The following is a 24,804-nucleotide window of genomic DNA, read 5'->3' as shown; positions in this document are numbered from 1 at the left end:
TCTTATGGCATGTTTAAAACTTCAGGCCGTCACCAAATCCTATGACGGCAAGACTCAGGTGATTCAGCCGATCGATCTCGATGTGGCGGACGGCGAATTCGTGGTGATGGTCGGCCCGTCCGGCTGCGGCAAATCCACGCTGCTGCGGATGGTGGCGGGTCTGGAGCAGACCTCCAGCGGCGATATTTACATCGGTGAGGAACGCGTTACCGACAAAGAGCCGAAAGATCGCGGCATTGCGATGGTGTTCCAGAATTACGCGCTCTATCCGCATATGAGCGTTTACGACAACATGGCGTACGGCCTGAAAATTCGTGGTTTCGGCAAAGCGCAGATTCGCCAGCGGGTGGAAGAAGCGGCGCGCATTCTGGAACTGCAACCGCTGCTCAACCGCAAGCCGCGCGAGCTGTCCGGCGGCCAGCGCCAGCGCGTGGCGATGGGGCGCGCCATCGTGCGCGAGCCGGCGGTATTCCTGTTTGATGAACCGCTGTCCAACCTTGACGCCAAGCTGCGGGTGCAGATGCGCCTTGAACTGCAACAGCTGCACAAACGGCTGAAAACCACCAGCTTGTACGTCACCCACGATCAGGTGGAGGCGATGACGCTGGCGCACCGGGTGATCGTGATGAACAAAGGCGTGGCGGAGCAGATCGGCGCGCCGGCGGAGATTTACCGCAAACCGGCGTCGCTGTTTGTCGCCAGCTTCATCGGCTCGCCTGCCATGAATCTGTGGGCCGGACAGGTGAGCGCCGACGGCAGCCGGGTCGCGCTGTCGGCGGATTTCTCGCTGCCGCTGCCGGTCGCAAAACCGGCATGGCAAGGGCGCGACGTCACGCTTGGCATGCGCCCGGAGCACATTTTGCAGTCCACCGCCGACGCCGGCGGCGTGCCGCTGGTGGTGGAGACGCTGGAATTGCTGGGCGCGGATAATCTGGCGCACGGCAAATGGGCGGGGCAGAATATCGTGGTGCGCCTGTCGCACGAGCATTGTCCGGCGGTGGGGGAAACCCTGTGGCTCAATCTGCCGGCCGCATCCTGGCATATATTTGATTCGCAAAGCGGATTACGGATGGAAGCATGACCCCGAACTGGCCTTATCCTGCTATCGTCGCCCACCGCGGCGGCGGCTCTCTGGCGCCGGAAAATACGCTGGCGGCGATTGATGTCGGCGCGCATCACGGCCACAAAATGATTGAGTTTGACGCCAAGCTGTCGCAGGACGGGCAGATTTTCCTGTTGCACGACGACACGCTTGAACGCACCAGCAACGGCTGGGGCGTGGCGGGCGAGCTGCCGTGGGACAAGCTGGTGGGGCTGGACGTCGGCAGTTGGTACAGCCGCCAGTTCCACGGCGAACGCCTGCCGCTGTTGTCGGAAGTGGCGAAGCGTTGCGCACAGTACGGTCTGGCGGCCAATATCGAGATCAAACCGACCACCGGCTGCGAGGAATTGACCGGTCGCGTGGTGGCGCTGGCCGCGCGCGAACTGTGGCAGAACCATCCGGTCGCGCCGCTGCTGTCGTCGTTTTCGGTTGCGGCATTGGAGGCCGCGCAGCAGGCGGCGCCGGAGCTGCCGCGCGGGCTGTTGCTGGACGAGTGGGACGACGACTGGCGCATCCTGACCGAACGGCTGGGCTGCGTGTCGATCCACCTTAATCACCAACTGCTGGATGAGGCGCGCATCAGGCTGCTGAAAGACGCCGGGTTGCGTATTCTGGTGTACACCGTTAATCAACCGGATCGCGCTCGCATCCTGCTGCAGTGGGGCGTTGACTGTATCTGTACCGACCGGATAGATTTGATTGGACCACAATTTAATTAACGCCGGCTGAATGTCGTCTGTCCCGACAGCGCGCCACGCCGGCCAATAAACCGGCGTGTTTCTTCAGGCGTATCCTGTATGACCTCGGGCCGCCCGGCCCGTTCCCCCGACGGGGCTATTGCTGCGCCGTCGTGATAAGCCATCAGCCTTCGCCTGGGTGAGCCGCGCGTTTTTTAAGGAAGGGCGATGCCCACGTTTATTCTTTCTCTCTGGCACCAGATTTTTCTTTCACTGCCGCTGTTTGTGCTGATTGCGCTGGGGTATGGCCTGATTCGCTTCGGCCGCTGGCCGTCGACCGTAACCGATGCGCTGACCAAATTCGTATTTTCAGTGGCGCTGCCTGCCATGCTGTTCCGCATGATGTGCGATTTCTCCAAACGACCGGCGGTGGACGCCCGGTTGCTGATCGCCTTCTTTGGCAGCTGTCTCATCGTGTTTGTGCTGGGCCGGATTGTCGCCAGCCGGGTGTTTCGGCTGGATGGCGTATCCGGCTCGGTGTTTTCGCTCAGCGGGATTTTCTCCAACAACGTGATGCTCGGTTTGCCGATCGCCACCCTGATGCTCGGCCCGCAGGCGATTCCGTCCGTGGCGCTGGTGCTGGTGTTCAACGGCCTGATTCTGTGGACGCTGGTGACCGTTTCGGTGGAATGGGCGCGCAACGGTTCGCTGTCGATGCAGGGGTTCACCAAAACCGCGCTCGGCGTGCTGAAAAACCCGCTGATCATCGGCATTCTGTCCGGCACGTTCTACAGCCTCACCGGATTGCCGCTGCCGGATAGCATCGATAAGCCTATCGGTATGCTGAGTCAGATCGGCGTGCCGCTGTCGCTGGTGGCGCTGGGCATGGGGCTGGCGGAATACCGTATTCGCGACGGCTGGCAAATCAGCGTCGCTATTTGTCTTATCAAGCTGGTGGTGCAGCCGCTGGTGGTGTGGGTGCTGGCGGTGGCGCTGGGTCTGCCGGAGATGGAAACACGAGTCGTGGTGCTGCTGGGGTCGATGGCGGTGGGCGTCAATATCTACCTGATGTCCCGGCAATTCAATGTGCTGGGCGGCCCGGTCGCCGCCAGCCTGTTGATGTCGACCGCGCTGGCCGGCATTACCACACCGCTGATTCTGACGCTGATGGGCGTGAGAGTATAGCCCCATTCGCAACCCGCCGACCATCCTGAGGTGAGCGGCGGGAACCGGTTGGAAACGTCAGTATCGGTTGAGCGTTAGTACCGGTTGGTATTGCCCGGAGCGGATTGCTGGATGCGCTGGCGATTCTGTTCCAGTTGCTGTTGCAGCTGGCGCTGTTGTTCACGGCTGCGCTGCTGGATGTCGCTATTCAGTTGCTGTTGCTGCAACGCCTGATTTTGCTGCATCTCCTGCAGCAGCCGCTTCTGGCTGCTGATGCCGTTTTCAAATTGCTGCTGCTGGGGCGATATCTGTTGCGTGGCGGCCTGCGCCAGCAACGGCAGGCTCAGGAGCAGCATCAGGGGAGATATTATTTTCATGATTCCTCCGGGGAAACGGCTGTCGGATACCGCTTTATTCTAGCCGTTAATCGGGGCGTCGTCCCCGCCTTCTGCGACACTATTCAGGTGGGCACTATTCAGGTGTGGCACTATTCATATGTGGCACTTCAGACGATTCGCGGCGCCAGCCCCGGCTGGGGCGTGAGCGTGGAATAGGCTATACTGACGCCCACCTTTTTTCGTACCTGACTTCATCATGTTTCATATCGCGCTCTATGAGCCACAGATTGCGCCCAATACCGGCAATATTATCCGTCTGGCGGCCAACAATGGCTGTTCGTTGCATCTGATCGAACCGCTGGGCTTCGATTTCGAGGAAAAAAAGCTGCGCCGCGCCGGGCTGGATTATCACGATCTGGCGAATGTCAGCCGTCATCGCAACTATCAGGACTTTCTGCTGGCGGTGGCGGGGCACCGGATTTTCGCCTGCACCACCAAAGGCAGCCGCCCTTACGACGAACCCGACTACCAGCCGGGCGATGTGCTGCTGTTCGGCTCTGAAACCGCCGGTCTGCCGGATGATATCCGCAACGGCTTCACACCGGAATGCCGTATCCGCATCCCGATGGAGCCCAACTGCCGCAGTTTGAATCTGTCCAACTCGGTGGCGATCATCAGTTACGAGGCCTGGCGGCAGAATGGCTTTGGCGGCCGACGCTGACGCGCCTCGCCCGTCATGGCCAATTGTTCGACACGACTAACCCATCGACACGACTAACCCATCGGAACGACCAACAGGAGAGCGCGTGATGACCTGTTCGATACCTGCTTCTGCGCTGCGGCGCACCCTGATCATGGGCAACAGCGGTTCGGGGAAAAGCTGGCTGGCGGAACAGCTGGCGGCCCGGCTACAGGCGCCCGCCATCGACCTGGATCTGATCAACTGGGAGCCGGGCGGCTACGGAAAAGCGCGCGACCGGGCGCTGGTCAAAGCCGAGGCTCGGGAGCTGGCGCAGGCTGAATGCTGGATCATGGAAGGGGTTTACGGCTGGTTGATGCAGGAAGTGGTGCAGCAAGCCACCGCGTTGGTTTGGCTGGATATCCCGGTGGAGGAATGCCTGACCAATATTCGTCAGCGCGGGCTGCGCCGTGGCGGCGACGAAGCGGCGCTGGCCGAATTGCTGCGTTGGGCGGGCGAGTACCGGGAGCGGCAAAGCAACAGCTCGTTCAGCGGGCATCTGCGGGTGTTTGAGCAGTGCGCGCCATCGCAGCGAGTCGTGACGCCACAGCGTATCTTGCTGCACAGCCGCGAAGACACCGAACGTTTTATGGCGGGGATTCTGTCGGACGACTGAACGCCCGGCGCGTGGAATCAACGTTGCTGCAGGATGGGAGAACGGCGCGCCGGTATCGGATTGAGCAGGAACACCACTTCTCCGCGGTAAAACGGCGATGCCAACAGCCGGCGCTGCCACTGTTCATCCCATTTGCCGTGTTGCACCAGCCCGAGGCGGAACGGCAGTTTCAGGTTCATCAGCGTTGGCAGATAGGCGGCGTAATTCTCCACCGTGCGCCGTCCCTGATAGGTCTGCACCACCAGTTCATCCACCACGCCGTTCAGACGGTTGAGTTGCCGGACATCGCCGGTTTTGGCCCAGTCCAGCAGCCCGGTGACGCTCAGGCGACAGTCGGGCGGCAACTGCTGGCGGAGCGTTTGCAGAAAAGCGACGTAGTGCGACAGGTGGTAGCTTTGGGCGTCGAAATCGATCTGGATGCCGTCGACCCGGTTGCCGGCGGCGGCCCAACGCTGCCGCAGTTGCAGCAGACGCCGCAGTTCCGGTGCGCCAAGGCGCAGCTCGGAAACCCGAAACGACAGCCAGAGATGCCTGACCGGCAGGGCGCTGACCGGAATTCCCTGACGCAGAAATACGGTTTTGCCGTTCCGGCGGGCGATTTCCCCCTGATGCAGATAGAGCGTGTCCGCCTGAGACAACACCGGTTGCGGCTGCACCGCCGCCCACAGCCAGAAGGCGTGATAGCGGGCGGCGTTAACGGTGGCGCTGTACGCTGTGGAACTCAGACACAGCAGGCTCGCCAGCACAAAGGTACAACGGACTACCAGTAGTATTTGAGCTGTCGCGCCCATTGGCTGCCTTTAAAGTCCGCTTTGAGCTGCCGGAACCACGCCTTGCGCGTTTCCTTGCTGATATCCTGCGAACCGCAGTCGTTGTAACCGCTTGGCGCATAGCAGTAGATGGCGCGGTAGAGCGCGTAACTCTTGTCTTCCGGCGCGGCTTTCGCGTCGGCGATCACCTGCATGTAGTTGTCCAGACGATTGAATTCCTTGCCTGGATACTGGGCGGCGGCATCCGTCAGGCCGTTGAGCATGTTGCTTTCGCCCCAGTCGAATCCGACGCCGTTGCCGGTGCGCAGGACGAACTCGCCCAGACAGTTGAGGGCATGGGCGTCACTGGCGTTCTGGCTCAGGGTTGTGACCGTTTCCTGTAGCGTCGGGCATTCGTATCCTTCCTCGGTGTCGCTGCCGTCCCAGCCGAATACCGTCAGGTCTTCCTCGTTCCAGCTCATGTTTTCGGTGCTTTTCAGCGGTGCGATGGTTTTCAGCAGCGCGCTGTCTTTCAGAAAACCGGCGTAATCGCGGTGTGTCAGCTGCTTGGTCAACAGCGTATGCAGGGCGATGGCGCGTTCTTCATGCGTCTGCTGAGGGCCGGTCTGGCGGTGCAACAGCTCGGCATCGGCGCTGACTTTCAGGATGGCGGAGCGAAAACGCAGGTTTTTGACCGGGCTTTCCGGCGTGAATACCCGTTCCGGCTGGCCGCTGTCCACCAGCGTTTGCGCCAGCGTCAGTTGCAGGAATTGTTGCTGGGTGTAGGTGGTTTTCAGCATCAGCAGATGGCGCCAGTGCGCTTCCGCCTCGTCCCACTGTTTTTGCTGTTGCATCGCCAGCCCGCGCAGCACCTGGCTACTGAAGGCGGTGACGTTGGTGATATCGTCCGCGGTGGTCATCGGCAAGGTCTTCAACACCGCGGCGTAGTCCCGTTGCAGGTAGTAATGAAACGCCGCCTGCAGATAGCGGAATTCTTCCTGCATACCCGCTTTTTCAAACAGCGGCTGCTGGCGGGTGATTTCTTCCTGCGTCAGCGCGGGCAGCGTCATCCAGCCGTCAGGGCTGCGCAGGCGTTTGATATCCTGCACCAGCATCAGGACCGGCGTATCGGCCGAGCTCACAAACTGGTTGTCTTCCAGCAACTTGTTATCAATTTCGTTGCCGATGGCCTGCAACTGATCCACGCTTTTGGCGGACGCCAGCACCTGGCTGAAACGACCGGCCAGCGCGACGGTGTCGCCGCTGATCCACTCGGCCCGGCGGTACAGACCTTTGGCCGAGTCGGCGTATTTTCCCCGCGGATACTGTTTCAGGTACTCATCAATACGCTGAACCGCCTGTTTCCCGGCGGCCTTGTCCATCTTGCGGGGATCGAACATGTTGTATTCGTCCTGCGCGTCTTTCATCGCCTGATTAATCGATACCCGAATCAGCATATAACGGGCCGTTTCCGCCACCCACGGCTGGCTGGCCGGCAACAATTGTTGGAAGCCTTTATCCGCCTGATCCAACTGCCCTTCATAAAATGCCACCGCGTTGGCGAGGTAGCGGCGCAGTTCGCCGGCGTGGCCGGCGTCCGGTACGCTGCTGGCCAGATCGGTATTGGCGTCGCCGACGCCGTAATCGCTGGACAGCATTTTCATGCGCACCAGCGCCAACTGGGTGCGCTGGGCGTCGTTCAGTTCCTTGTCCGCCAGCAGCAGATCGAAAAAGCTCTCCAGCGTGGTGGCGTCGTTGGAAACCCAACGCCCATCCAGGTCAACCGGCGTCAGGTCGCGCAGCTTATTCAGTTCGGTATCCGGAAAATGCAGTTGGGCGGCTTTTTGCAGCAACGAGGCGTTCTCTTCGTCGGCTTTGTCGTCCGAGGGGGCGCTGGGGTCGGCCGGCGCACCGGCGCTGTTGTCTTCGGTAGCGGCCAGCCCCATCACGCGGTAAGCGGTGAACGGGTCGACACGGGAACGAGTTTGATCCGGCTCCGGCTGAGGTATCGGCAGCGGAATATGATTACGGCTGCTCTGCAGCAACACCAGATTGGTGCGGGTGTCGTTATCCGGCAGAAGGTAGGGAAGCGCGGGCATACCGCAATCGGCATCGGAAAAACCGCATACGCCATCGCCGGAAGCATATGTCGGCATCTGTACAAGCGTGGCGATGAATCCAGCCAGTAAGGCTAATCCTTTCATGTCCTTTTCCTGTGCAGGGTGTCAGGCAACATCAAGAACTTATTCCATCAGGCATGTGCAGCTTCATGCATGACTGAGGGGATAATTTCTTTTGCCAGCGGGGTGGTGCGCGCGATTTCTCGCGGCCATTCGCCCGGCGGCACAGGTTCACACTCTACCCGAGCAGGGAAAAAACTCAATCGGTTGACGGCATGGATGTGACGTCGGGCGCGGGTGTCCGCGCCCGAAAAGGCAGGTTATCAACGTTGATAGAGCGGCAGCCAGAGCGTGAGCTGCAAACCGCCCAGCGGGCTTTCATCGGCTTTGGCCCAACCGCGATGCTGGGAAATGGCGGTTTCGACGATCGCCAGTCCCAGACCGGTGCCGCCGGACTCGCGATCGCGGGCTTCATCCGTGCGGTAGAACGGCCGGAAAATCTGTTCCCGATCCTCCGGGCTAACACCGGGACCATCGTCGCCGACGACAATGGTGACGCCCTGTGCATCGGCCGAGAACGACACGGCGATACGGCTGTGCGAATAACGAAGCGCGTTACGCACCACGTTTTCCAGCGCGCTATCGAGCGCGGTCGGGTTGCCGAACAGCGGCCAGGGACCAGGCGGCGATAATACCTCCAGCGTTTTACCCATTTGCTCGGCTTCAAAGCGGGCGTCGTCCAGCACATCGTTCCACAGCTCATCCGCCTGTAGCTCTTCCCGCGACAGTTCATGCTTGTGCTGGTTGCGCGACAGCACCAGCAGGTCGTTGATCATGCCGTCGAGCCGCTGGGTTTCGGTTTCGATGCGGTTCAGTTCGTTGCCTTCGCCCTGACGGCGGCGTAATAGCGCGGTCGCCAGTTGCAGACGGGTCAGCGGGGTGCGCAGCTCATGGGAAATGTCGGACAACAGGCGTTGCTGCGCCGTCACCATCCGCTCCAGCGCGCTTACCATCTGGTTGAAGCTGGCGCCGGTCGCCCGGAATTCCTGCGGGCCGGATTCCAGTTCCGGATGCTGTTTCAGATTGCCGCGCGCCACTTCGTCGGCGGCGTTTTTCAGCTTACGCGCCGGTTTCGCCAGGCTCCAGGCCAGCCACAGCAACAGCGGCGAGCTGGTAAGCATGGTGACGATCAGCAGCAACAGCGGGCGGTCGAACAGCAGGTTGATAAAATCGGACTGCGGGCTGCTGGCGGGGCGCAGCATGTACATCAGGTAGCTGTCCTCGCCGTCGCGTACGGAAAACGGCCCCAGCAATTCCAGCCGACCGTATTTTTTCTTCTGCGGGAAATCGGCGCTGTCGGACTGGCCGATGAAGTTGCGCACCATCTGCATTTCATTACGCTGGGCGCCAATCACGCGCCCTTCGCTGGTAACCAGCAGTAGGCGCTGGCCGGGCGGCGCCCATTTTTCGATCACGCGAAACAGACGTCGCCACCATAACAAATCGTTAGCCGGGTCGCTCGCCAGCTCGGCCTCAATGTGCTGTTCCAGCATCAGCCCCTGCCGTTGCTCGTTTTCCAGCAGGGGAGTGAGTTGCCGGGAATCCAGCTTGGGCAGCATCAGCACCAGCATCAGCACCAGAGCCAGCGTCAGCCAGAAAATGGCGAAGATTCGGGCGGTAAGACTGTTGATCATACAGCGGCAGCCCGAATCATGCGGTGGAAACCATCAGATAGCCTCTGCCGCGCAGGGTTTTAAACCAGGGCAGCCCATCCTTGCGCTCAGGTAATTTGCGCCGCAGGTTGGAGATATGCATGTCGATGGCGCGATCGAACGGCGTGAGGCGCTTGCCCAGTACTTCCTGACTGAGATGTTCGCGCGACACCACCTGACCCAGGCGCTGCGCCAGCAGGTAGAGCAGCGTGAATTCGGTGCCGGTCAGATCCAGCACTTCGTCGTCGAAGCTGGCTTCCTGACGGCCCGGATTAAGTCGCAGCGCATCCACCTCGATGGTCGGCGCGCTGGCTTCGCCCGCCTGTTGTTGGTCGGTCCAACTGGAGCGGCGCAGAATGGCGCGGATGCGGGCAACCAGCTCGCGATCGTTGAAGGGTTTAGGCAGATAGTCGTCCGCGCCCAACTCCAGGCCGAGCACGCGGTCCAGCTCGCTGCCGCGGGCGGTAAGCATGATCACCGGCGTCTGGTAGCGCTGACGCACTTCCTTGAGTGTATCGATGCCGTTTTTCTTCGGCATCATGATATCCAGCAATAACAGGTCAATCGAGTCATCCAGCACGCTTAACGCCTGTTCGCCGTCATGGGCGACAACGACGTTAAAGCCTTCCATTTCGAGCAATTCCCGCAACAGGGATGTCAGCTCGCGATCGTCATCAACCAACAGGATTTTATTCATGATTTACCTACCTCCACGGGCAAAATACGTCATAGATCGCCGCTATTCCATGACTTTACGTAGTTTTACATCGTCTGACGCATGTTTGCAGCAAGGCAATTAGACTAACTCCATCGATTCGCCAAACAGTACACGTCACACCGTACGCAAACACAAGCCGTACGTGAATTACAGAGGAGTCATTGATGCGGGGCACCATCATCACGTTATCTTTTGCTTCACTGCTAATGTTGGTAACCGGCACCGTAATGGCGACTGAAAACGACGCCCCCGAGTTGGGGAACTGTTATCGCGATGACTCTGCCATGAAACGCGAAGAGAGTCAGCAGGGCATGTTTGACGGTGTGAAGTTGACGGAACATCAGCGCCAGCAAATGCGTGATCTGATGCGGCAAGTTCGCCATGAGCAGCCAGCCTATGACGCGAACGATGTGGAAATTATGCATCGGCTGGTGACGGCGGAAAAATTCGACGCTCCGGCGGTGCAGGCGCAGGTCGCCAGAATGGTTCAGGAGCAGATTGCGCGCCAGGTGGAGATAGCCCGGGTGAGCAACCAGATGTACAACATGCTGACGCCGGAGCAGAAATCGATTCTGAATCAGAAGCATGAACAGGCGATGCAGAGCATGCGGCAGCAGATGTCGGCATCCGGATCGAGTAGCCAGAATTTGGAACTGTCCCGTCAGGGGCAGGATGAGAGTACCGAGTAATGCGTGTTTTTCCGAGTAGTGAGAGTAGTGCTGAGAGTAGTGTGTAGAGAAGTAACCTGTTTTCCTTGCCATAGACACCATCCCTGTCTTTTCGCCCTCCTTGATGGAGGGCTTTTTTTTGCCTGTATTCTGTACCGCCTTTTCCCGGCGCTGTTGTGCCATTGCTGTACCAACCCTCATGACGCGCGTTTTTGCTGGCCCGTCAGCATAATGTCCTCCACTGCCACAACGGGCTGAAATCGCTTGAGAAAGCGTGTATCGACGGGCGTGGCGGTATTGGTTCCATACCCTGCATGGGTCCCTTTTATCGCTAATTCTGATGAGACACGTTATGAGCACAAAATATACCGCTCTGCTTACCGAGGTTGGTGCAGCCAGGCTGGCGAATGCGATTTCGCTGGGAAAACAGCTGGAAATTACCCAGATGGGGGTGGGAGACGGTAGTGGTACGTTGCCGACGCCGGATACGACGCAAACCAAACTGATTAATGAAAAACGGCGGGCACCGCTCAATGCACTGAACATTGACCCGGCCAATCCCAATCAGGTTATTGCCGAGCAGGTGATCCCGGAAAATGAAGGTGGGTTCTGGCTGCGTGAAATCGGTTTGTATGACGTCGATGACAATCTGGTGGCGGTGGCAAACTGTCCCGAAACCTATAAACCGCAGATGCAGGAAGGCTCCGGTCGCGTGCAGACGGTACGCATGATTCTGGCGGTCGGCCAGGCTGATGCCGTATCGTTGAAAATCGACCCGGCGGTGGTGCTGGCAAGCCGGCAGTATGTGGACAACATGGCTCTGGCTAAAGCTCAAAATGGCGCGGATATTGCGGATAAAGCTCAGTTTATAGAGAATTTGGGCGTGAGGAGTTCATTCTCCGGTGTCATTGGTATGACACGAAATGCCATGATGAATATTCCCTCCGCTTCTTCTAATGCCAGGTTTGTTGCCGATGAAATCATTGTTGGAACGTCTTTGGGAGGAAGCCAATATCGTATTGGTTTATTCGAGAAAACGATCGATCTGACAAAGAATGGCGTTGGGGGGATGGATGCCGGAAAGGTCCCTGATGAAGGGTTTGTCGGGATTTACGCTATTTATAATCCGGTGACGATGGCGTCTGGCTTGCTCGCGGTTAACGCCACCGCCGTCAAATTACCGGAGATCTATAGCGGAACCAATATGCCAGATGGATATACGGCATCGGCATTATTGACGGTTGTGCCGGTCAAAGCGGGTAAGTTTACCGTATTATCTGTCTTTGGAAGGAAGGTGTATACCCCTGCAATACAGCTCTATTCTGGCTCGAAAAATTCATCAGGCATTGATGTCCCTATTAGTAGTTTAATTCCATTAAATGTCAAGTCTGTTGGTGGTGTAGTCCGACAAGGTAGTACAGTAGACGGTTTTTTATCCATGACAATCGCTAGCAGTAAAAGTAATGTATCTAGTCAGCAGGTAACAACTTATGTATCTGCTGGGGTCGATATATCAAATGATTATTCTGATATTTTTATTATTAATGAAGGATATATTATCGTTGCGACAAGTAATGCAACATCCGGAAATGCAACTTTTTCCGTCTTTGCATCTAAATACTCCATATAGAGTATTGTTAAATAAATTTCTTGTTTTATTCACGACTCCGTTTTTTATTTGAAATTTTATTGTTATTTATATTTAAGCACGAAAATAACTTTTTAAGTAGCGACAGTGGGCGTGAATCACTTGAGATGTATGGTATTCCATTTTCTTTCATGAGTACCACATCCTTGATGTCGTGTGACTTTTCCCCTGTAAGTACTTCTGATGAGAGAAACTATGGGTACTAAATACTTTACATTACTTACCCAGGTCGGTGAGGTCAAATTGGCCGCGTCGATCTCGGCTGGAAAACCACTGCAAATTGCCCTTATGGGGGTAGGTGATGGAGGTGGTTCATTGCCGGCACCGGATCCGTCACAAACCAGGCTGATTAATGAAAAGCGGCGTGGAGTAATCAATTCGCTCACGATTGATCCGGACAATCTTAACCAAATGATTGCCGAGCAGGTGATTCCTGAGAATGAAGGTGGGTTTTGGTTACGTGAAATTGGTTTGTACGATATAGATGGCGATCTTATCGCGGTCAGCAATTGTCCGGAAACCTATAAACCGGAGTTGAAAGAAGGTTCAGGCCGGGTACAGACGGTGCGTATGATTTTGATTGTCAACAGCACCGATGCAGTGATGCTGACGTTTGATCCGACGGTGGCGCTGGCGACGCGGCGTTATGCCGATATGCTGCTGGCGAACCATGTTTTAGCGACTAACCCGCACAAGCAATATGCACTCATTGAAAGCCCGATTTTTACCGGTAATCCCGTAGCACCTATCCCGCCACTGTTTGATGCCGATACCAGTATTGCCACCACCGCGTTTGTACAGCGGGCGTTGGGAAATATGAAATCAGCGTTTGGTGTCAGAGAAAATAAGGTACTTACCAGTGATGCCTTTGGTTGTTTCATCGAATCGCAAGTAGCAGATATTACGATTACATTGCCTGATGCACGGCTTTGTCCTGGTGGAGTTATTGAGTTTAATAATATTTCCAATGGTGCAGTTATTATTTCTGGCGCAGGTTTAGATATTCTCGGGCCGAATAATCCATCTGGTTCGAAAACGTTGAGAATTCAAAGTGGCGCAAATGTAAAATTTCTTTCCACTGGCCCGCAATGGCGAGCTATTGGTGGTGCAGGGGTTGCCGGTGCAGGGTTGAACGGTTATCAGGTATTGCCGTCTGGTATTATTATTCAATGGGGTATTGGAAGAACGTTAGCGGCAGGTGTTATTAACCAGTCATTCCCTATTGTATATCCCAATAATTTTTTCTCAGTAGTCATTACAGAAAACAACTCTGTTGGATGGAATTATACTGGTGTAACCGTTTATGGACAAAGCAACAGCACCAGAGAAATGTTGAAAGGGTACGGTGCGTTTGTCCGTAATGGTGGTTCTGTGGAATTTTCTTCTGATATTTCTTATCAGTTTATTGCGATAGGGGACTGAGGTGTAATATGTTTTATTCCAAATCAAGTAATGGTTTTTATAGTAAAGAAGTTAATGGTGATAACATCCCCGATGATGCGGTTGAAATAGGTGATGACTATTATCAACGCTTATTGATTGAGCAGGCGATTGGTAACACAATTATTTTTGATGAATTGACGAAAAAACCTATTGCTGTTGCCCCAGCACCTGTATCAGAAACGCAGTTGGCTGAGGCAGTGCGGCGGCAGCGAGACAATTTATTGCTTGCCAGCGATTGGACCCAGGTACCGGATGCGCCGGTTGATCAGCAAGCCTGGCGTTCTTATCGTGAAGTATTGCGCCAGGTTCCAGAGCAAGGCGGTTTTCCTCACAATATAGCGTGGCCGGTATCGCCTGGAAAATAAATAGTTCACACTCTTTATTCTATTTTTCCCCGCCTTTATGGCGGGTTTATTTTTACTGGTGTGTTGTGCCATGGCTGACACAACGTCAGTTCAGCGATTTAATACCCACCCCTCAGCATAATGTTGTCAGAAGTAACAACGAAATAAAGCGGTTTGCAAAAATAGGCAGCGTTTTCGCTGTGGTGGTTGCGATGTCACGAGACTGTTTAAGATGACTCAGAGGGAAAATAGTATGGCCTTGAAATACATGACATTACTCACGCAAGTAGGCGCGACGAAGCTGGCGAATGCCACTGCGTTGGGAAAAGTACTGGATATTACCCATATGGCGGTAGGTGATGGAGGCGGAAATCCGACAACGCCAGACCCGGCTCAGACTGCGTTGATTAATGAAAAACGCCGAGCACCGCTGAATTCCCTGAGTGTGGATCCGGTTAACCCCAATCAGATTATTGCCGAACAGGTTATTCCGGAGAATGAAGGCGGGTTTTGGCTGCGTGAAATCGGTTTGTACGATGCGGATGGTAATTTAATTGCCGTAGCTAACTGCCCGGAAACCTATAAACCGGAATTAAAAGAAGGCTCAGGCCGGATACAGACGGTGCGTATGATCCTGATTGTCAGCCACACTGACGCGGTGGCGCTGAAGTTTGATCCGACGGTAGCTCTGGCAACCCGGCGTTACGCCGATGCGCTGATAACCAGCCATATTGGTGATGCGAATCCACACAAACAGTATGCACTGATTGTCAGCCCAGCGTTTACCGGCAACCCTACCGCACCGACAGCGGCGGCGGGAACCAATACGACGCAACTCGCCACCACCGCGTTTGTTGCGGGCGCTATTGATTTGCAGTCGAATAAAACGGACAGCAGCATCAAACTAAAACTGGATATTAACGATATCGTCGGTATTCCGTTGCCGTGGCCTCAGAGCGCAGCGCCAGTGGGCTGGCTCAAATGTAACGGCCAGGCGTTTGATAAAACGTTGTACCCGCGATTGGCGCAGGTCTATCCATCTGGAGTGCTGCCGGATTTGCGCGGCGAGTTTATTCGTGGCTGGGATGATGGGCGTGGGGTGGATGCGGGACGCGCTATTTTGTCAGCACAGACGGGATCGCTCATCGTTGGCGATATTGCCAACAATATCAACATGGCGACGTTGAATAATGTTGGCGAAGCAGCGACAAAAGCCAATGTAGGCTGGGATACCGCTGAATTGACCTCAGCCAAGTATCCGTCCATCCGGGTTAACATTGTGTCCGGTCAAACTGCGACTGATCCCTATCCATATTGCGGTGTTGCACGCCCCCGCAACATCGCCTTTAACTACATCGTTAGAGCAGCGTGAGATCTGTAAATACGGTGCGCGACCATTGACACTTACCAGTCATCATATCGGTAAAAATAAAAGTATATTGAGTCCACTTGGAATAACGCTTCCTTGTTATTCCAGGTGGATTGTTTTATTCATTAATAGTGGTTTTTTCGCTAGTCAATATATCCACCCGGTTGCTATAGATTCATCAACAGCACCGATTATTAATCGGTGCTGTTGTGCCATCACCGTCACAACGCCATAAGCGGGTAATATTATTGGTGCGTCTACATAATGGTTGTCAGAAAGCAGAACGAACATTGGGTATTTGCATTACCACAATATCTTCTGCTGCTGACTGGCTATTTAATAGATGCAGACGAGAGAACGATGGGGACTAAATACTTTACGTTGCTCACCCGTATCGGTGAGGCAAAATTGGCAGAGGCCATTTCAACCGGAAAACCATTGGAAATCGCCCAGATGGGGGTGGGGGATGGTGGCGGTGTATTGCCGACGCCGGATCCGATGCAGACCAAACTGGTGAATGAAAAACGCCGGGCGGTGATCAATTCGTTGAGTGTGGATCCGGACAATACCAACCAAATGATTGCTGAGCAGGTGATTCCGGAAAATGAAGGTGGGTTCTGGCTGCGTGAGATCGGTTTGTACGACGTGGATGGCGATTTGATTGCGGTCGGTAACTGCCCGGAAACCTATAAACCGGAATTAAAAGAAGGCTCCGGTCGGATACAGACGGTGCGCATGGTGCTGATTGTCAGCCGTACCGATGCAATAACGCTGAAATTTGACCCGACGGTGGCGCTGGCGACGCGACGCTATGCCGACACGTTACTAGCCGATCATGTCGCTGCTGTTAATCCGCATAAGCAATATGCGCCGATTGCCAGCCCGGCGTTTACCGGCAGTCCTGCGGCACCGACCGCCGCCGCAGGAACAAGTACGACACAACTGGCGACTACCGCTTTTGTTGCTGATGCAGTTGCTTACGCTATTGGCTTGCTGTCTGGTAAAACCGAGGCCAACACCAAACTCAAACTGGATATTAATGACATCGTTGGTATCCCACAGCCCTGGCCACAAGCTACAGCCCCTGATGGATGGCTCAAATGTAACGGCCAGGCGTTTGATAAAAGTCGCTATCCACGGCTGGCACAGGTCTATCCGTCGGGCGTATTGCCGGATTTGCGCGGCGAATTTATTCGTGGCTGGGATGATGGGCGTGGGGTGGATGTAGAGCGGGCGCTTTTGTCTGCTCAGAAAGATGGCATACGTAATATTTTGGGATCGTTCGGATCGGAGGCGCTGTTCGCCGGAGGGGCATCAAATCAGCCAGTTCCCACGGGAGCGTTTACTTTCGCCGAGAATACTCATTCGTCACATGTCGGCGCTTCCGTTGGTGGGGAGGGGCAACTGATCATGCTTGACGTGTCGAGAGTCGTTCCCACTGCGCCGGATAATCGCCCCCGCAACATCGCCTTTAACTACATCGTGAGGGCCGCGTAATGACGATATCGACACAGGAAGCTCGTGCCGTGCTGGCGGCCGATGGACTGGCATCCCATGCCGGCTGGCTGCGGGTGTATCACGCAGATACGCTAACCCGTGAATACTATGGTTACAGCGATGAATATCTGATGCCGGGAACCGGGATTCCGGCACACAGTTATGCGGATGAACCGCTGCAATCCGTGACGCAAGGGCAGGCGCTGTGCCGCTCGGCTGATGGCCAGTGTTGGGAGTCGGTGTCGGATTTTCGCGGACATACCGCTTACCATACGCAGACGCGTCAGCCACAGACCATCAAGGTGTTGGGCGAGCTGTCCGCCGGTCTGACTCTGTTGCCGCCCACCAGCGAGTGTGACCGCTGGGATGGGGAAAAGTGGGCAACGGATGCGATTGTGTATCAGGCGAGCCTGTTACAGGCAGCACGGCTGGAGCGCGATGCCCGGCGCCAGATGGCGCATGATCGCATCCAGGAACTGACTTACGCACAGGAACTGGCGATCGCTACCAGTCAGGAAACGCAGGCACTCAAAGATTGGAAAACCTATCTGGTGCAATTAAGCCGTATCAACCTGACTCACGCCCCAAGCATCAACTGGCCTGTTTCCCCCACCTGCTAACGGGGTGCGGTTGGCGCGTCCGTTTGGGGCCACAACATCTCAACCAGCTGTTCCGGGTAGAAGGTGTCCGGCGTGGCGAGCAGTTCATCGCGGCTCCACCAGTGGTGGTCCCGCATCATTTCCCGTTCGTGCGCTGTCCATGCGTCAGTGTGGATGGCGCTGTCTGTGACGCGAATAACAAAAAAACGCTCATCGGCTATCACGGTGTCCCCGTTGGGCATCGCCATGCTAAAACTTTGGGCGGCGACGCAGGGGCCGGGGTCCTGACGGCGGATGCCGGTTTCTTCCCACAGTTCCCGCAGCGCCGCTTGCTCAAAGGTTTCTCCGCTTTCCACTGCGCCGCCCGGCGTGGCCCAATAACGTTTCCCGGCAAGGGCATCACGAGTATGGTGAAACAGGAATAACAACACCCGTTGTTCAGGATTGAGGATCAGCAGGCGTGAGGCAGGTCGGCGTTTCATAAGTTTTCCTGGCGTATATCTGGTCGTCAGTATTTTCCTCGTCATCTGAAATGATGTCCATGTCGGCAGGCAAAATCCGCATGATGGCGCGGTTGCCGGGGGATGTCGGGTAACTGTCGGGTTGCTGTCAGGTTGCTGTCGTGGTGTATTGAAGGGGGCTGGCCCAGGCTGTTAGCGAGGTTTAATTCAACAGGAGTACATCATGAATACGATCAAATCACAGCGCCTCGCCCGCGCCTGGTCTCAGGAACAACTGGCCGAACTGTCTGCATTGAGCGTCAGAACCATCCAGCGGATCGAAAATGGGGAGCGCGCCAGCCTGGAAACGCTCAGCGCCATTGCCGCCGCGTTTGGCATTAACGTGACGGTGTTGATGGAGGAGGATAGCGAGCAGGCGGTGAGCGGTGAATCGCTGGCGCAGCGTATTGAGCAGGCCAGAACGCAGGTCGGGCAGGAGAGCCGTTTCTGGCGCAGCCTGCTGCTGTTTGTGCCGGTGAATGCGTTGCTGTTTGCCATCAATCTGTTGGTCAACCCGCAAACGCACTGGTTCTTATGGCCGTTGCTGATTTGGGGCGGGGTGCTGGCGATGCGGGCGGCGCGGGTTTTCTGGCTGCGCGATCGCTGGTCGCGCTGGGAACAGGAACGGTTGCAGAAAATTCTGCGCAAGCCATAAGCCCGTCATTATTGAACGCAGTGCCTATGCCGGAAAACCGGAGCTTATCGGGAAACCGGAAATAAAGTGTCACGGTTTTCCGGTGCCAGAATTCGGTATACTGGCCCCCTCGCTTGAATGGAATTGTGTATGAATTCTCATTACGCGCGCCTGGTGACGACAGCCGCTTTTCTGGCTACCGCCACGGCGTTATCTCTGTTTGGTATGAAGGTGTACGCCTGGTGGTACACGGGGTCGGTCAGTTTGCTGGCGTCGCTGGTTGATTCGCTGGTGGATATCGCGGCGTCGCTGGTTAATCTGCTGGTGGTGCGTTACTCGTTGCAACCCGCCGATACGGAACATACGTTCGGGCATGGCAAAGCCGAGTCGCTGGCCGCGCTGGCGCAGAGCATGTTCATTTCCGGTTCGGCGCTGTTTTTGTTATTGACCGGCGCCCAGCATCTGATTACCCCGCAGCCGTTGCAAGGGCCTGAACTGGGGATGTGGATTACCATTATCGCGCTGGTGGTGACGGGGTTGCTGGTAGCATTCCAGCGCTGGGTAATCCGCAAAACCCATAGTCAGGCGGTGCGGGCGGATATGCTGCATTACCAGTCGGACGTCCTGATGAATGGCGCGATTTTGCTGTCGCTGGCGTTGAGCTGGAAAGGCGTTAATTGGGCCGATGCGGTGTTCGCACTGGGGATCGGCGTCTATATTTTAGGCAGTGCGTTGCGAATGGCCTATGAGGCTATTCAGGTGTTGCTGGATCGGGCCTTGCCGGACGAGGAGCGGCAGGAAATCGTCAATATCGTGTCCTCATGGCCGGGCGTAAGCGGTGCGCATCAGTTGCGGACCCGTCGTTCAGGTCCGACCCGTTTTATCCAACTGCATCTCGAAATGGCGGATAACCTGCCGCTGGTGGAATCACATCAGATTGCGGACGAATTGGAGCAGGCATTGCTCAAGCGTTTCCCCGGTTCAGACGTTATCATTCATCAGGATCCCGTCTCGGTAGTGCCGCAGGAACAGCGTGGTCGCTGGGTGTTATAGACCGCCAGCATGCTGGCACGCAACATGTGTCATGTTGTGCTTTTTGAGACGAACCAAACGGCGGGAGAACACCGCCGATACCAGAAAGTGTTGTAAAAATGTGATATGCGGTGGCTTTTTATGGGGCGTGATGCCTGACCTGAATCAATTCAGCTACGGGTATTTGTTATAATATGCTGATAAACGGTTAGGCTTTGTCCTGTGAGCCTTGAGATAGAAGAATCTGCGAGTTTACATCTACAAATCCAGAGGTTGTCATGATTAAAAAAATCGGAGTACTGACGAGCGGTGGCGATGCGCCGGGCATGAATGCGGCCATTCGTGGCGTGGTGCGAGCAGGGTTAGCGGAAAACCTGGACGTATACGGCATCTATGATGGCTATCTGGGTTTGTACGAAGATCGCATGGTGCAGTTGGACCGCTATAGCGTGTCGGATGTGATCAACCGCGGCGGCACGTTCCTCGGGTCCGCCCGTTTTCCGGCGTTCCGCGAAGAAGCGGTGCGTCAGGTGTGCGTGGAAAACATGAAAAAACGCGGCCTGGATGCGCTTGTGGTGATCGGCGGCGACGGTTCCTACATGGGGGCCAAACGCCTGACGGAAATGGGTTTCCCCTGCATCGGTTTGCCGGGCACCATCGATAACGACGTTGCCGGCACCGACTACACTATCGGTTATTTCACCGCGCTGGAAACCGTGGTGGAAGCGATTGACCGCCTGCGTGATACCTCTTCTTCGCACCAGCGTATTTCCATCGTGGAAGTGATGGGGCGTCATTGCGGCGATCTGACGCTGGCGGCGGCGATTGCCGGGGGGTGTGAGTTTATCGTGCTGCCGGAAGTCGACTTCAAAAAAGAAGACCTGGTGGAAGAGATCAAAGCCGGGATCGCCAAAGGGAAGAAGCACGCCATCGTGGCCATTACCGAACTGGTGTGCGATGTGGACGAACTGGCGCACTATATCGAGCAGGAAACCGAACGTGAAACCCGCGCCACCGTACTGGGCCACATCCAGCGCGGCGGGTCGCCGGTGGCCTACGACCGTATCCTCGCCTCCCGCATGGGCGCGTACTCCATCGAACTGCTGCAGCAGGGCTACGGCGGCCGGTGCGTCGGGATCCAGAATGAAAAACTGGTCCATCATGATATTATCGACGCCATCGAGAACATGAAGCGCCCGTTCAAAGGCGACTGGCTTAACACCGCCAAGAAGCTGTTCTGATGTGTGCCCGGCGACGGCCGGGCCGAAAAAGCAAATCCCGCTCTCCAGGGCGGGATTTCTTATTTGGAAATAGAAAACAGGTTGGGAAACAGAAAACGGCAAAACCATCGGTGAACGATTCGAGTGCCGGCAGTCGGCGGCAGGAGGCTCTGTGCATCTTCACCGTCATGATTCGCTGGCATAATGGCGCCGCTTTGCTGTGCCGCGTCGCGTATGACGGCGTTCGCCGGGCACAGGGTGATTTGTTGACCTAAACTTTTTACCAGACTCTTGCTATTACCCACGCCGCTGGCGGCGCAGGCATGAGCACCCATACAGAAATTATTGAGGTTTTCGCATGACAAAAGTTACCGTTGCCGCCACTCAGATGGCCTGCACCTGGGATTTGCCAAAAAATATCGAAAACGCCGAAAGGCTGGTGCGTCAGGCGCATGCTCAGGGGGCACAAATCATTCTGATTCAGGAACTGTTTGCCGCGCCTTATTTCTGCATCGACCAGAGCCCGGAGCATTATGCGCTGGCGCAGGAGCTGGCAACCAGCCCGCTTATCAAACACTTCTCCGCGCTGGCGGCCGAGCTGGAAGTGGTGCTGCCGCTGAGTTTCTTCGAGCGCGCCAATAACGCCTACTATAACTCGCTGGTAATGATCGATGCCGACGGCAGCGTGCTTGATGTGTATCGTAAAACCCATATTCCGAACGGCCCGGCTTATCAGGAAAAACAGTTCTTTATTCCGGGCGACACCGGTTTCAAAGTGTGGCAGACCCGCTACGCCAAAGTGGGCGTGGGCATCTGCTGGGATCAATGGTTCCCGGAAACCGCCCGTTGCCTGGCGCTCAAAGGCGCTGAGTTGATTTTCTACCCGACCGCCATCGGTTCCGAGCCGGCGTACCCGGAAATCGACAGCCAGCCGCACTGGACTCGCGTACAGCAGGGCCATGCCGCCGCCAACCTGATTCCGGTGATCGCCTCCAACCGTATCGGCACCGAAGCCAGCAAATACATCGACGGTCTGGAAATGACCTTTTACGGTTCATCGTTCATCGCCGATCAAACCGGTGCGCTGGTAGCGCAGGCCAACAAGACGGATGAAACGGTGCTGGTGCACGAATTCGATCTGGACGCCATCGCCGCGCAGCGCGCTTCCTGGGGCCTGTTCCGCGACCGTCGCCCGGACATGTACGGCGTAATCGGTACTTCTGACGGCAAGACCTGGAGATAAGTGATGTCTGAACTGACCACGCCGTTGCAGGACGGTTTCTCCATGCCGGCGGAATGGGCGCCGCACGACGCCGTGTGGATGTTGTGGCCGTATCGCCGCGACAACTGGCGCTCACAAGGGGATGTCATTCCCGCTCAGCGCACCTTTGCCGCCGTTGCCGCCGCCATTGCGCAGACCACGCCGGTCATCATGGGCGTGCCACGCGACCAGATGGCGCTCGCCAAAAGCGTCATGCCGGCCGGCGTCACGCTGGTGGAGATGGAAAGCGATGACGCCTGGATGCGCGACACCGGGCCGACCGTGGTGCTGAACGACGCCGGCGAACGCCGTGGCGTCGACTGGCAGTTCAACGCCTGGGGCGGCGCGCTGGGCGGACTGTACGAAGACTGGAGCCGTGACGAAAAGGTCGCCGCGCAGGTGCTGGCGTATCACGGCGATGCGCGTTATGCCGCGCCGCTGATTCTGGAAGGCGGCTCCATCCACACCGATGGCGAAGGCACGCTGCTGACCACCGCCGAGTGCCTGCTGAACCCGAACCGCAATCCGCACCTGAACAAGGCGCAGATTGAACAACTGCTGCGGGATTATCTCGGCGTGACCGCTTTTATCTGGCTGGAAGACGGCGTGTATAACGACGAAACCGACGGCCACATCGATAACATGTGCTGTTTTGTACGCCCCGGCGAAGTGGCGCTGCACTGGACCGACGATGAAACCGACCCGCAGTACGCCCGCTCTCAGGCGGCGTATCAGGTGCTGTCGCAGGCGAAGGACGCGCAAGGCCGGTCGCTGAAAATCTGGAAACTGCCGGCGCCGGGCCCGCTGTACGCCACGCCGGAAGAAGCGGCGGGCGTGACCGACGGCAATGCCATTGAACGTAACGCCGGGTCGCGGCTGGCGGGGTCGTACGTCAATTTCCTGATCAGCAACCAGCAGATCATTTACCCGTTGCTGGATGAACGCACTGACGCGCAGGCGCAGGCGCTGCTGCAACAGATGTTCCCTGACTACCGGATAAGCGGCGTGCCGGCCCGCGAGATCCTGCTGGGCGGCGGCAACATCCACTGTATTACCCAACAAATTCCGGCGGCGAAATCGGCGTAGTCGTTTAACCCGTTGTTGTCTATCAGATAAAAAGGCAGGTTTCGCACCTGCCTTTTTGATTATTGCGGATCGATGGTTACGCTGTCGGATGCCGGGATTATTTCAGCCCCATCGCGTTTTTCATGGTGTAGAACAGGTCGGTCTGGTCGGTCAGGCCCACCACGTTGGCGGCGTGCGGACCGTAGGCGGCGATGCGCAGCTGGGTGCCGGTGTGTCCCTGCGATTCCTCTTCCGAGTTACCGTAGCTGATGGTCATCACTGCGTTATCTTTGGTGTTCAGCGCCTGCGTCAGGCCCGGCGCTTTAGCGCCGTTTTCGACGATCTGGCTGGAGTGGGCGTGGTCGGCGGTGACGATCACCAGCGTGTTGCCGTCGCGACGGGCGAATTCCAGCGCTTTCTGCACCGCTTCGTCCAGATCTACCGTTTCACCGAACTGGCCGCACGGGTTGGCGGCGTGGTCCTGCTTGTCGATAGAGGCGCCTTCCACCTGCAGGAAGAAACCGTTTTTGTTCTTGCTCAACAACTGGATGGCCTTATCGGTCATTTGCGCCAGTGTCGGCACGCCGGCGCCGCGTTGGGCGTTGGGTTCACAGGTCACTACCGGTTTATCGAGGTTGCCGTGGTAGCTGGCTTTCGGCCCCTGCCAGCGCACCGGCATGTTGCCGTCGGCGAACAGGCCCAGCACCGGTTTGCTCTGACTAGCGGCGGTAACGGCATTCATGCCGTCCAGATCGGTTACGAGGTGGTAGCCCAGCGCTTTCGCCTGTTCTGTCAGGCTTTTACCCTGATATTTACCTGCTTTGGCGATTTCTTTGAAGGTGGCTGCGCCGCCGCCCAGCGTAACATCGGCGCGGGTAACCAGCAGCTGTTCGGCGATAGAGCCGCGACCGCCGTTTTCCAGCGCGTTGGTCGGGCACTGCTGGCTGGTTTTTTCCGGGCCGTAGCACTTACGCGAGGTGACGTGCGACACCATTGCGGCCGGCGTGGCGTCTTCCAGTTCGGCGGTGGAGACGTTGCCGGTGGCTTTGCCCGCCGTTTTGGCGATTTCAATCAGCGTCTTATGGTCTTTGCCGTCCACATCCACGCCCAGCGCGCCGTTGTAGGTTTTGACGCCGCTGGACCAGGCGGTGGCCGATGCGGCGGAATCGGTAACGTAATCCGGTTTGCGGGTTTTCTTGTCCAGCGAGTAGTGAGTGTATTGGCCGGTCAGCGGCAGCGCGTCAATGCCTTTGAAGAAACCGCCGGCGCCCAGCGCGTAGTTGCGTGCAGCCGTGATTTCAGAATCGCCCATGCCGTCGCCAATCAGCAGAATCACGTTTTTGGCGGTTTTCCCGTTGAGCGAGGCCTTCAGCATCTCGGTCTGATCGGCGCTGAGGCGGCGCGCGCCGCCGGGCTGGGTGATGTCGCCCTGAGCCTGGCGGTGGTAATCGGCGCTGGCGGCCAATGCGCTGCCGGCGATAAGCGTCATCATCAGGGAAGAGAGCAGGGTTTTGCTGATCAGGGTTTTACTGATCAAGGTTTTATTGAACAAAGTTTTGCGGATCAAAGCCTTATGGGTCATGGTCATT

25 protein-coding genes are annotated in these 24,804 nt (G+C 56.7%); 17 read left to right on the top strand and 8 right to left on the bottom strand.

Going from position 1 to position 24,804, the window contains the following annotated elements; translation table 11 throughout:
• Positions 1 to 4: 4 nt before the first annotated feature.
• The 3 genes from CPA59_RS21705 (at position 5) to CPA59_RS21695 (ending at position 2,964) form a co-directional block, all read left to right on the top strand.
• Entirely contained in the window at positions 5 to 1,081 is a 1,077-nt protein-coding gene (locus CPA59_RS21705; protein ID WP_049853771.1) for a sn-glycerol-3-phosphate import ATP-binding protein UgpC, read from the top strand.
• Complete coding sequence (gene ugpQ / locus CPA59_RS21700) at positions 1,078 to 1,821, top strand: glycerophosphodiester phosphodiesterase (protein WP_038917460.1); 744 nt, start codon at positions 1,078 to 1,080, stop codon at positions 1,819 to 1,821. The genes CPA59_RS21705 and ugpQ overlap by 4 nt, the downstream gene beginning before the upstream one ends.
• 186 nt (positions 1,822 to 2,007) lie before the next feature.
• Positions 2,008 to 2,964 carry an AEC family transporter gene (locus tag CPA59_RS21695; protein ID WP_038917461.1) on the top strand — a complete coding sequence of 319 codons (957 nt, stop codon included), beginning with the start codon at positions 2,008 to 2,010 and terminating at the stop codon, positions 2,962 to 2,964.
• 74 nt (positions 2,965 to 3,038) lie between these two features.
• Here the strand turns inward: CPA59_RS21695 and CPA59_RS21690 are convergent, their stop codons facing one another.
• Positions 3,039 to 3,320 carry a DUF2756 domain-containing protein gene (locus tag CPA59_RS21690; RefSeq protein WP_039695771.1) on the bottom strand — a complete coding sequence of 94 codons (282 nt, stop codon included), beginning with the start codon at positions 3,318 to 3,320 and terminating at the stop codon, positions 3,039 to 3,041.
• A gap of 217 nt (positions 3,321 to 3,537) precedes the next feature.
• On the opposite strand from CPA59_RS21690, the gene CPA59_RS21685 reads away from it, so the two are divergent.
• Both CPA59_RS21685 and CPA59_RS21680 read left to right on the top strand, forming a co-directional pair.
• A complete protein-coding gene (locus CPA59_RS21685) occupies positions 3,538 to 4,002 on the top strand; it encodes a tRNA (cytidine(34)-2'-O)-methyltransferase (RefSeq protein ID WP_038917463.1) in 465 nt (154 codons plus the stop codon).
• 88 nt (positions 4,003 to 4,090) lie between these two features.
• Positions 4,091 to 4,636 (top strand): hypothetical protein, encoded by a 546-nt coding sequence (locus CPA59_RS21680; RefSeq protein WP_038917464.1) that lies wholly within the window; start codon positions 4,091 to 4,093, stop codon positions 4,634 to 4,636.
• Between the two features lie 17 nt (positions 4,637 to 4,653).
• On the opposite strand, the gene CPA59_RS21675 is transcribed toward CPA59_RS21680, so the two are convergent.
• The 4 genes from CPA59_RS21675 to cpxR all read right to left on the bottom strand — a co-directional run bounded on the left by CPA59_RS21675 (position 4,654) and on the right by cpxR (position 9,914).
• Complete coding sequence (locus CPA59_RS21675; protein WP_107760674.1) at positions 4,654 to 5,427, bottom strand: DUF3142 domain-containing protein; 774 nt, start codon at positions 5,425 to 5,427, stop codon at positions 4,654 to 4,656.
• On the bottom strand, positions 5,397 to 7,589 hold the full coding sequence (locus CPA59_RS21670; protein ID WP_107760673.1) for a hypothetical protein: 2,193 nt from the start codon (positions 7,587 to 7,589) through the stop codon (positions 5,397 to 5,399). The genes CPA59_RS21675 and CPA59_RS21670 overlap by 31 nt, the downstream gene beginning before the upstream one ends.
• A 239-nt stretch (positions 7,590 to 7,828) precedes the next feature.
• Positions 7,829 to 9,199: an envelope stress sensor histidine kinase CpxA gene (gene cpxA, locus CPA59_RS21665; protein WP_038917467.1), complete on the bottom strand. Its 1,371-nt coding sequence runs from the start codon at positions 9,197 to 9,199 to the stop codon at positions 7,829 to 7,831.
• Positions 9,200 to 9,215: 16 nt separating this feature from the next.
• Positions 9,216 to 9,914 carry an envelope stress response regulator transcription factor CpxR gene (gene cpxR, locus CPA59_RS21660; protein ID WP_038664473.1) on the bottom strand — a complete coding sequence of 233 codons (699 nt, stop codon included), beginning with the start codon at positions 9,912 to 9,914 and terminating at the stop codon, positions 9,216 to 9,218.
• 185 nt (positions 9,915 to 10,099) lie between these two features.
• Here cpxR and cpxP point away from each other — a divergent pair, with 185 nt between their 5' ends.
• From cpxP to CPA59_RS21625, 7 genes are all read left to right on the top strand, one after another.
• Positions 10,100 to 10,624, top strand: coding sequence for a cell-envelope stress modulator CpxP (cpxP, locus tag CPA59_RS21655; protein WP_107760672.1), 525 nt, complete (start codon positions 10,100 to 10,102; stop codon positions 10,622 to 10,624).
• Between the two features lie 331 nt (positions 10,625 to 10,955).
• A complete protein-coding gene (locus CPA59_RS23215; RefSeq protein ID WP_255412253.1) occupies positions 10,956 to 12,233 on the top strand; it encodes a phage tail protein in 1,278 nt (425 codons plus the stop codon).
• Positions 12,234 to 12,446: 213 nt separating this feature from the next.
• Positions 12,447 to 13,673: a phage tail protein gene (locus CPA59_RS21645; RefSeq protein ID WP_107760671.1), complete on the top strand. Its 1,227-nt coding sequence runs from the start codon at positions 12,447 to 12,449 to the stop codon at positions 13,671 to 13,673.
• Between the two features lie 8 nt (positions 13,674 to 13,681).
• The gene (locus CPA59_RS21640) at positions 13,682 to 14,059 is read left to right on the top strand and encodes a tail fiber assembly protein (RefSeq protein WP_107760670.1); all 378 of its coding nucleotides are present in this window, start codon (positions 13,682 to 13,684) and stop codon (positions 14,057 to 14,059) included.
• Positions 14,060 to 14,291: 232 nt separating this feature from the next.
• Positions 14,292 to 15,410 (top strand): phage tail protein, encoded by a 1,119-nt coding sequence (locus CPA59_RS21635; RefSeq protein ID WP_038917469.1) that lies wholly within the window; start codon positions 14,292 to 14,294, stop codon positions 15,408 to 15,410.
• 357 nt (positions 15,411 to 15,767) lie between these two features.
• Positions 15,768 to 16,904: a phage tail protein gene (locus tag CPA59_RS21630; RefSeq protein ID WP_038917470.1), complete on the top strand. Its 1,137-nt coding sequence runs from the start codon at positions 15,768 to 15,770 to the stop codon at positions 16,902 to 16,904.
• On the top strand, positions 16,904 to 17,524 hold the full coding sequence (locus CPA59_RS21625; protein ID WP_038917471.1) for a tail fiber assembly protein: 621 nt from the start codon (positions 16,904 to 16,906) through the stop codon (positions 17,522 to 17,524). Before CPA59_RS21630 ends, CPA59_RS21625 begins: the two co-directional genes overlap by 1 nt.
• Here the strand turns inward: CPA59_RS21625 and CPA59_RS21620 are convergent.
• Positions 17,521 to 17,985 carry an NUDIX hydrolase gene (locus CPA59_RS21620; RefSeq protein WP_038917473.1) on the bottom strand — a complete coding sequence of 155 codons (465 nt, stop codon included), beginning with the start codon at positions 17,983 to 17,985 and terminating at the stop codon, positions 17,521 to 17,523. The two genes, CPA59_RS21625 and CPA59_RS21620, sit on opposite strands and share 4 nt — an antisense overlap.
• A 202-nt stretch (positions 17,986 to 18,187) precedes the next feature.
• Here CPA59_RS21620 and CPA59_RS21615 point away from each other — a divergent pair, with 202 nt between their 5' ends.
• The 3 genes from CPA59_RS21615 to pfkA all read left to right on the top strand — a co-directional run bounded on the left by CPA59_RS21615 (position 18,188) and on the right by pfkA (position 20,910).
• The gene (locus CPA59_RS21615) at positions 18,188 to 18,658 is read left to right on the top strand and encodes a 2TM domain-containing protein (RefSeq protein WP_038917475.1); all 471 of its coding nucleotides are present in this window, start codon (positions 18,188 to 18,190) and stop codon (positions 18,656 to 18,658) included.
• A gap of 129 nt (positions 18,659 to 18,787) precedes the next feature.
• Complete coding sequence (fieF, locus tag CPA59_RS21610) at positions 18,788 to 19,690, top strand: CDF family cation-efflux transporter FieF (protein WP_038917476.1); 903 nt, start codon at positions 18,788 to 18,790, stop codon at positions 19,688 to 19,690.
• Positions 19,691 to 19,947: 257 nt separating this feature from the next.
• Positions 19,948 to 20,910: a 6-phosphofructokinase gene (gene pfkA / locus CPA59_RS21605; RefSeq protein ID WP_038664512.1), complete on the top strand. Its 963-nt coding sequence runs from the start codon at positions 19,948 to 19,950 to the stop codon at positions 20,908 to 20,910.
• Positions 20,911 to 20,969: 59 nt separating this feature from the next.
• Here pfkA and CPA59_RS21600 read toward each other — a convergent pair whose 3' ends face one another.
• Complete coding sequence (locus tag CPA59_RS21600; RefSeq protein WP_049853759.1) at positions 20,970 to 21,224, bottom strand: hypothetical protein; 255 nt, start codon at positions 21,222 to 21,224, stop codon at positions 20,970 to 20,972.
• A 23-nt stretch (positions 21,225 to 21,247) separates the two neighbouring features.
• On the opposite strand from CPA59_RS21600, the gene aguB reads away from it, so the two are divergent.
• Together aguB and aguA are read left to right on the top strand one after the other, a co-directional pair.
• Positions 21,248 to 22,132, top strand: coding sequence for an N-carbamoylputrescine amidase (gene aguB, locus CPA59_RS21595; RefSeq protein WP_038664515.1), 885 nt, complete (start codon positions 21,248 to 21,250; stop codon positions 22,130 to 22,132).
• 3 nt (positions 22,133 to 22,135) lie between these two features.
• Entirely contained in the window at positions 22,136 to 23,236 is a 1,101-nt protein-coding gene (aguA, locus tag CPA59_RS21590) for an agmatine deiminase (protein ID WP_100850292.1), read from the top strand.
• Positions 23,237 to 23,333: 97 nt separating this feature from the next.
• Here the strand turns inward: aguA and phoA are convergent, their stop codons facing one another.
• The gene (gene phoA, locus CPA59_RS21585; RefSeq protein WP_369831409.1) at positions 23,334 to 24,803 is read right to left on the bottom strand and encodes an alkaline phosphatase; all 1,470 of its coding nucleotides are present in this window, start codon (positions 24,801 to 24,803) and stop codon (positions 23,334 to 23,336) included.
• Between the last annotated feature and the right edge of the window lies 1 nt (position 24,804).

The organism is Dickeya sp. Secpp 1600, assembly GCF_003049805.1.
Classification (GTDB): domain Bacteria; phylum Pseudomonadota; class Gammaproteobacteria; order Enterobacterales; family Enterobacteriaceae; genus Dickeya; species Dickeya fangzhongdai.
Note: the sequence above shows the minus strand (reverse complement) of the source record. Positions and strands in the feature narration are given on the sequence as shown.

Excerpts from the sequence above, each read along its gene's own strand:
- CPA59_RS21620 (WP_038917473.1), bottom strand. The coding sequence starts at position 17,985 with ATGAAACGCCGACCTGCCTCACGCCTGCTGATCCTCAATCCTGAACAA.
- CPA59_RS21680 (WP_038917464.1), top strand. The coding sequence starts at position 4,091 with ATGACCTGTTCGATACCTGCTTCTGCGCTGCGGCGCACCCTGATCATG.
- CPA59_RS21635 (WP_038917469.1), top strand. The coding sequence starts at position 14,292 with ATGGCCTTGAAATACATGACATTACTCACGCAAGTAGGCGCGACGAAG.
- CPA59_RS21615 (WP_038917475.1), top strand. The coding sequence starts at position 18,188 with ATGAATACGATCAAATCACAGCGCCTCGCCCGCGCCTGGTCTCAGGAA.
- CPA59_RS23215 (WP_255412253.1), top strand. The coding sequence starts at position 10,956 with ATGAGCACAAAATATACCGCTCTGCTTACCGAGGTTGGTGCAGCCAGG.
- phoA (WP_369831409.1), bottom strand. The coding sequence starts at position 24,803 with ATGACCATGACCCATAAGGCTTTGATCCGCAAAACTTTGTTCAATAAA.
- ugpQ (WP_038917460.1), top strand. The coding sequence starts at position 1,078 with ATGACCCCGAACTGGCCTTATCCTGCTATCGTCGCCCACCGCGGCGGC.
- CPA59_RS21670 (WP_107760673.1), bottom strand. The coding sequence starts at position 7,589 with ATGAAAGGATTAGCCTTACTGGCTGGATTCATCGCCACGCTTGTACAG.
- aguA (WP_100850292.1), top strand. The coding sequence starts at position 22,136 with ATGTCTGAACTGACCACGCCGTTGCAGGACGGTTTCTCCATGCCGGCG.
- CPA59_RS21685 (WP_038917463.1), top strand. The coding sequence starts at position 3,538 with ATGTTTCATATCGCGCTCTATGAGCCACAGATTGCGCCCAATACCGGC.
- fieF (WP_038917476.1), top strand. The coding sequence starts at position 18,788 with ATGAATTCTCATTACGCGCGCCTGGTGACGACAGCCGCTTTTCTGGCT.
- CPA59_RS21690 (WP_039695771.1), bottom strand. The coding sequence starts at position 3,320 with ATGAAAATAATATCTCCCCTGATGCTGCTCCTGAGCCTGCCGTTGCTG.
- pfkA (WP_038664512.1), top strand. The coding sequence starts at position 19,948 with ATGATTAAAAAAATCGGAGTACTGACGAGCGGTGGCGATGCGCCGGGC.
- CPA59_RS21640 (WP_107760670.1), top strand. The coding sequence starts at position 13,682 with ATGTTTTATTCCAAATCAAGTAATGGTTTTTATAGTAAAGAAGTTAAT.
- cpxR (WP_038664473.1), bottom strand. The coding sequence starts at position 9,914 with ATGAATAAAATCCTGTTGGTTGATGACGATCGCGAGCTGACATCCCTG.
- CPA59_RS21630 (WP_038917470.1), top strand. The coding sequence starts at position 15,768 with ATGGGGACTAAATACTTTACGTTGCTCACCCGTATCGGTGAGGCAAAA.
- CPA59_RS21625 (WP_038917471.1), top strand. The coding sequence starts at position 16,904 with ATGACGATATCGACACAGGAAGCTCGTGCCGTGCTGGCGGCCGATGGA.
- CPA59_RS21600 (WP_049853759.1), bottom strand. The coding sequence starts at position 21,224 with ATGGGTGCTCATGCCTGCGCCGCCAGCGGCGTGGGTAATAGCAAGAGT.
- cpxP (WP_107760672.1), top strand. The coding sequence starts at position 10,100 with ATGCGGGGCACCATCATCACGTTATCTTTTGCTTCACTGCTAATGTTG.
- CPA59_RS21645 (WP_107760671.1), top strand. The coding sequence starts at position 12,447 with ATGGGTACTAAATACTTTACATTACTTACCCAGGTCGGTGAGGTCAAA.
- cpxA (WP_038917467.1), bottom strand. The coding sequence starts at position 9,199 with ATGATCAACAGTCTTACCGCCCGAATCTTCGCCATTTTCTGGCTGACG.
- CPA59_RS21695 (WP_038917461.1), top strand. The coding sequence starts at position 2,008 with ATGCCCACGTTTATTCTTTCTCTCTGGCACCAGATTTTTCTTTCACTG.
- CPA59_RS21675 (WP_107760674.1), bottom strand. The coding sequence starts at position 5,427 with ATGGGCGCGACAGCTCAAATACTACTGGTAGTCCGTTGTACCTTTGTG.
- CPA59_RS21705 (WP_049853771.1), top strand. The coding sequence starts at position 5 with ATGGCATGTTTAAAACTTCAGGCCGTCACCAAATCCTATGACGGCAAG.
- aguB (WP_038664515.1), top strand. The coding sequence starts at position 21,248 with ATGACAAAAGTTACCGTTGCCGCCACTCAGATGGCCTGCACCTGGGAT.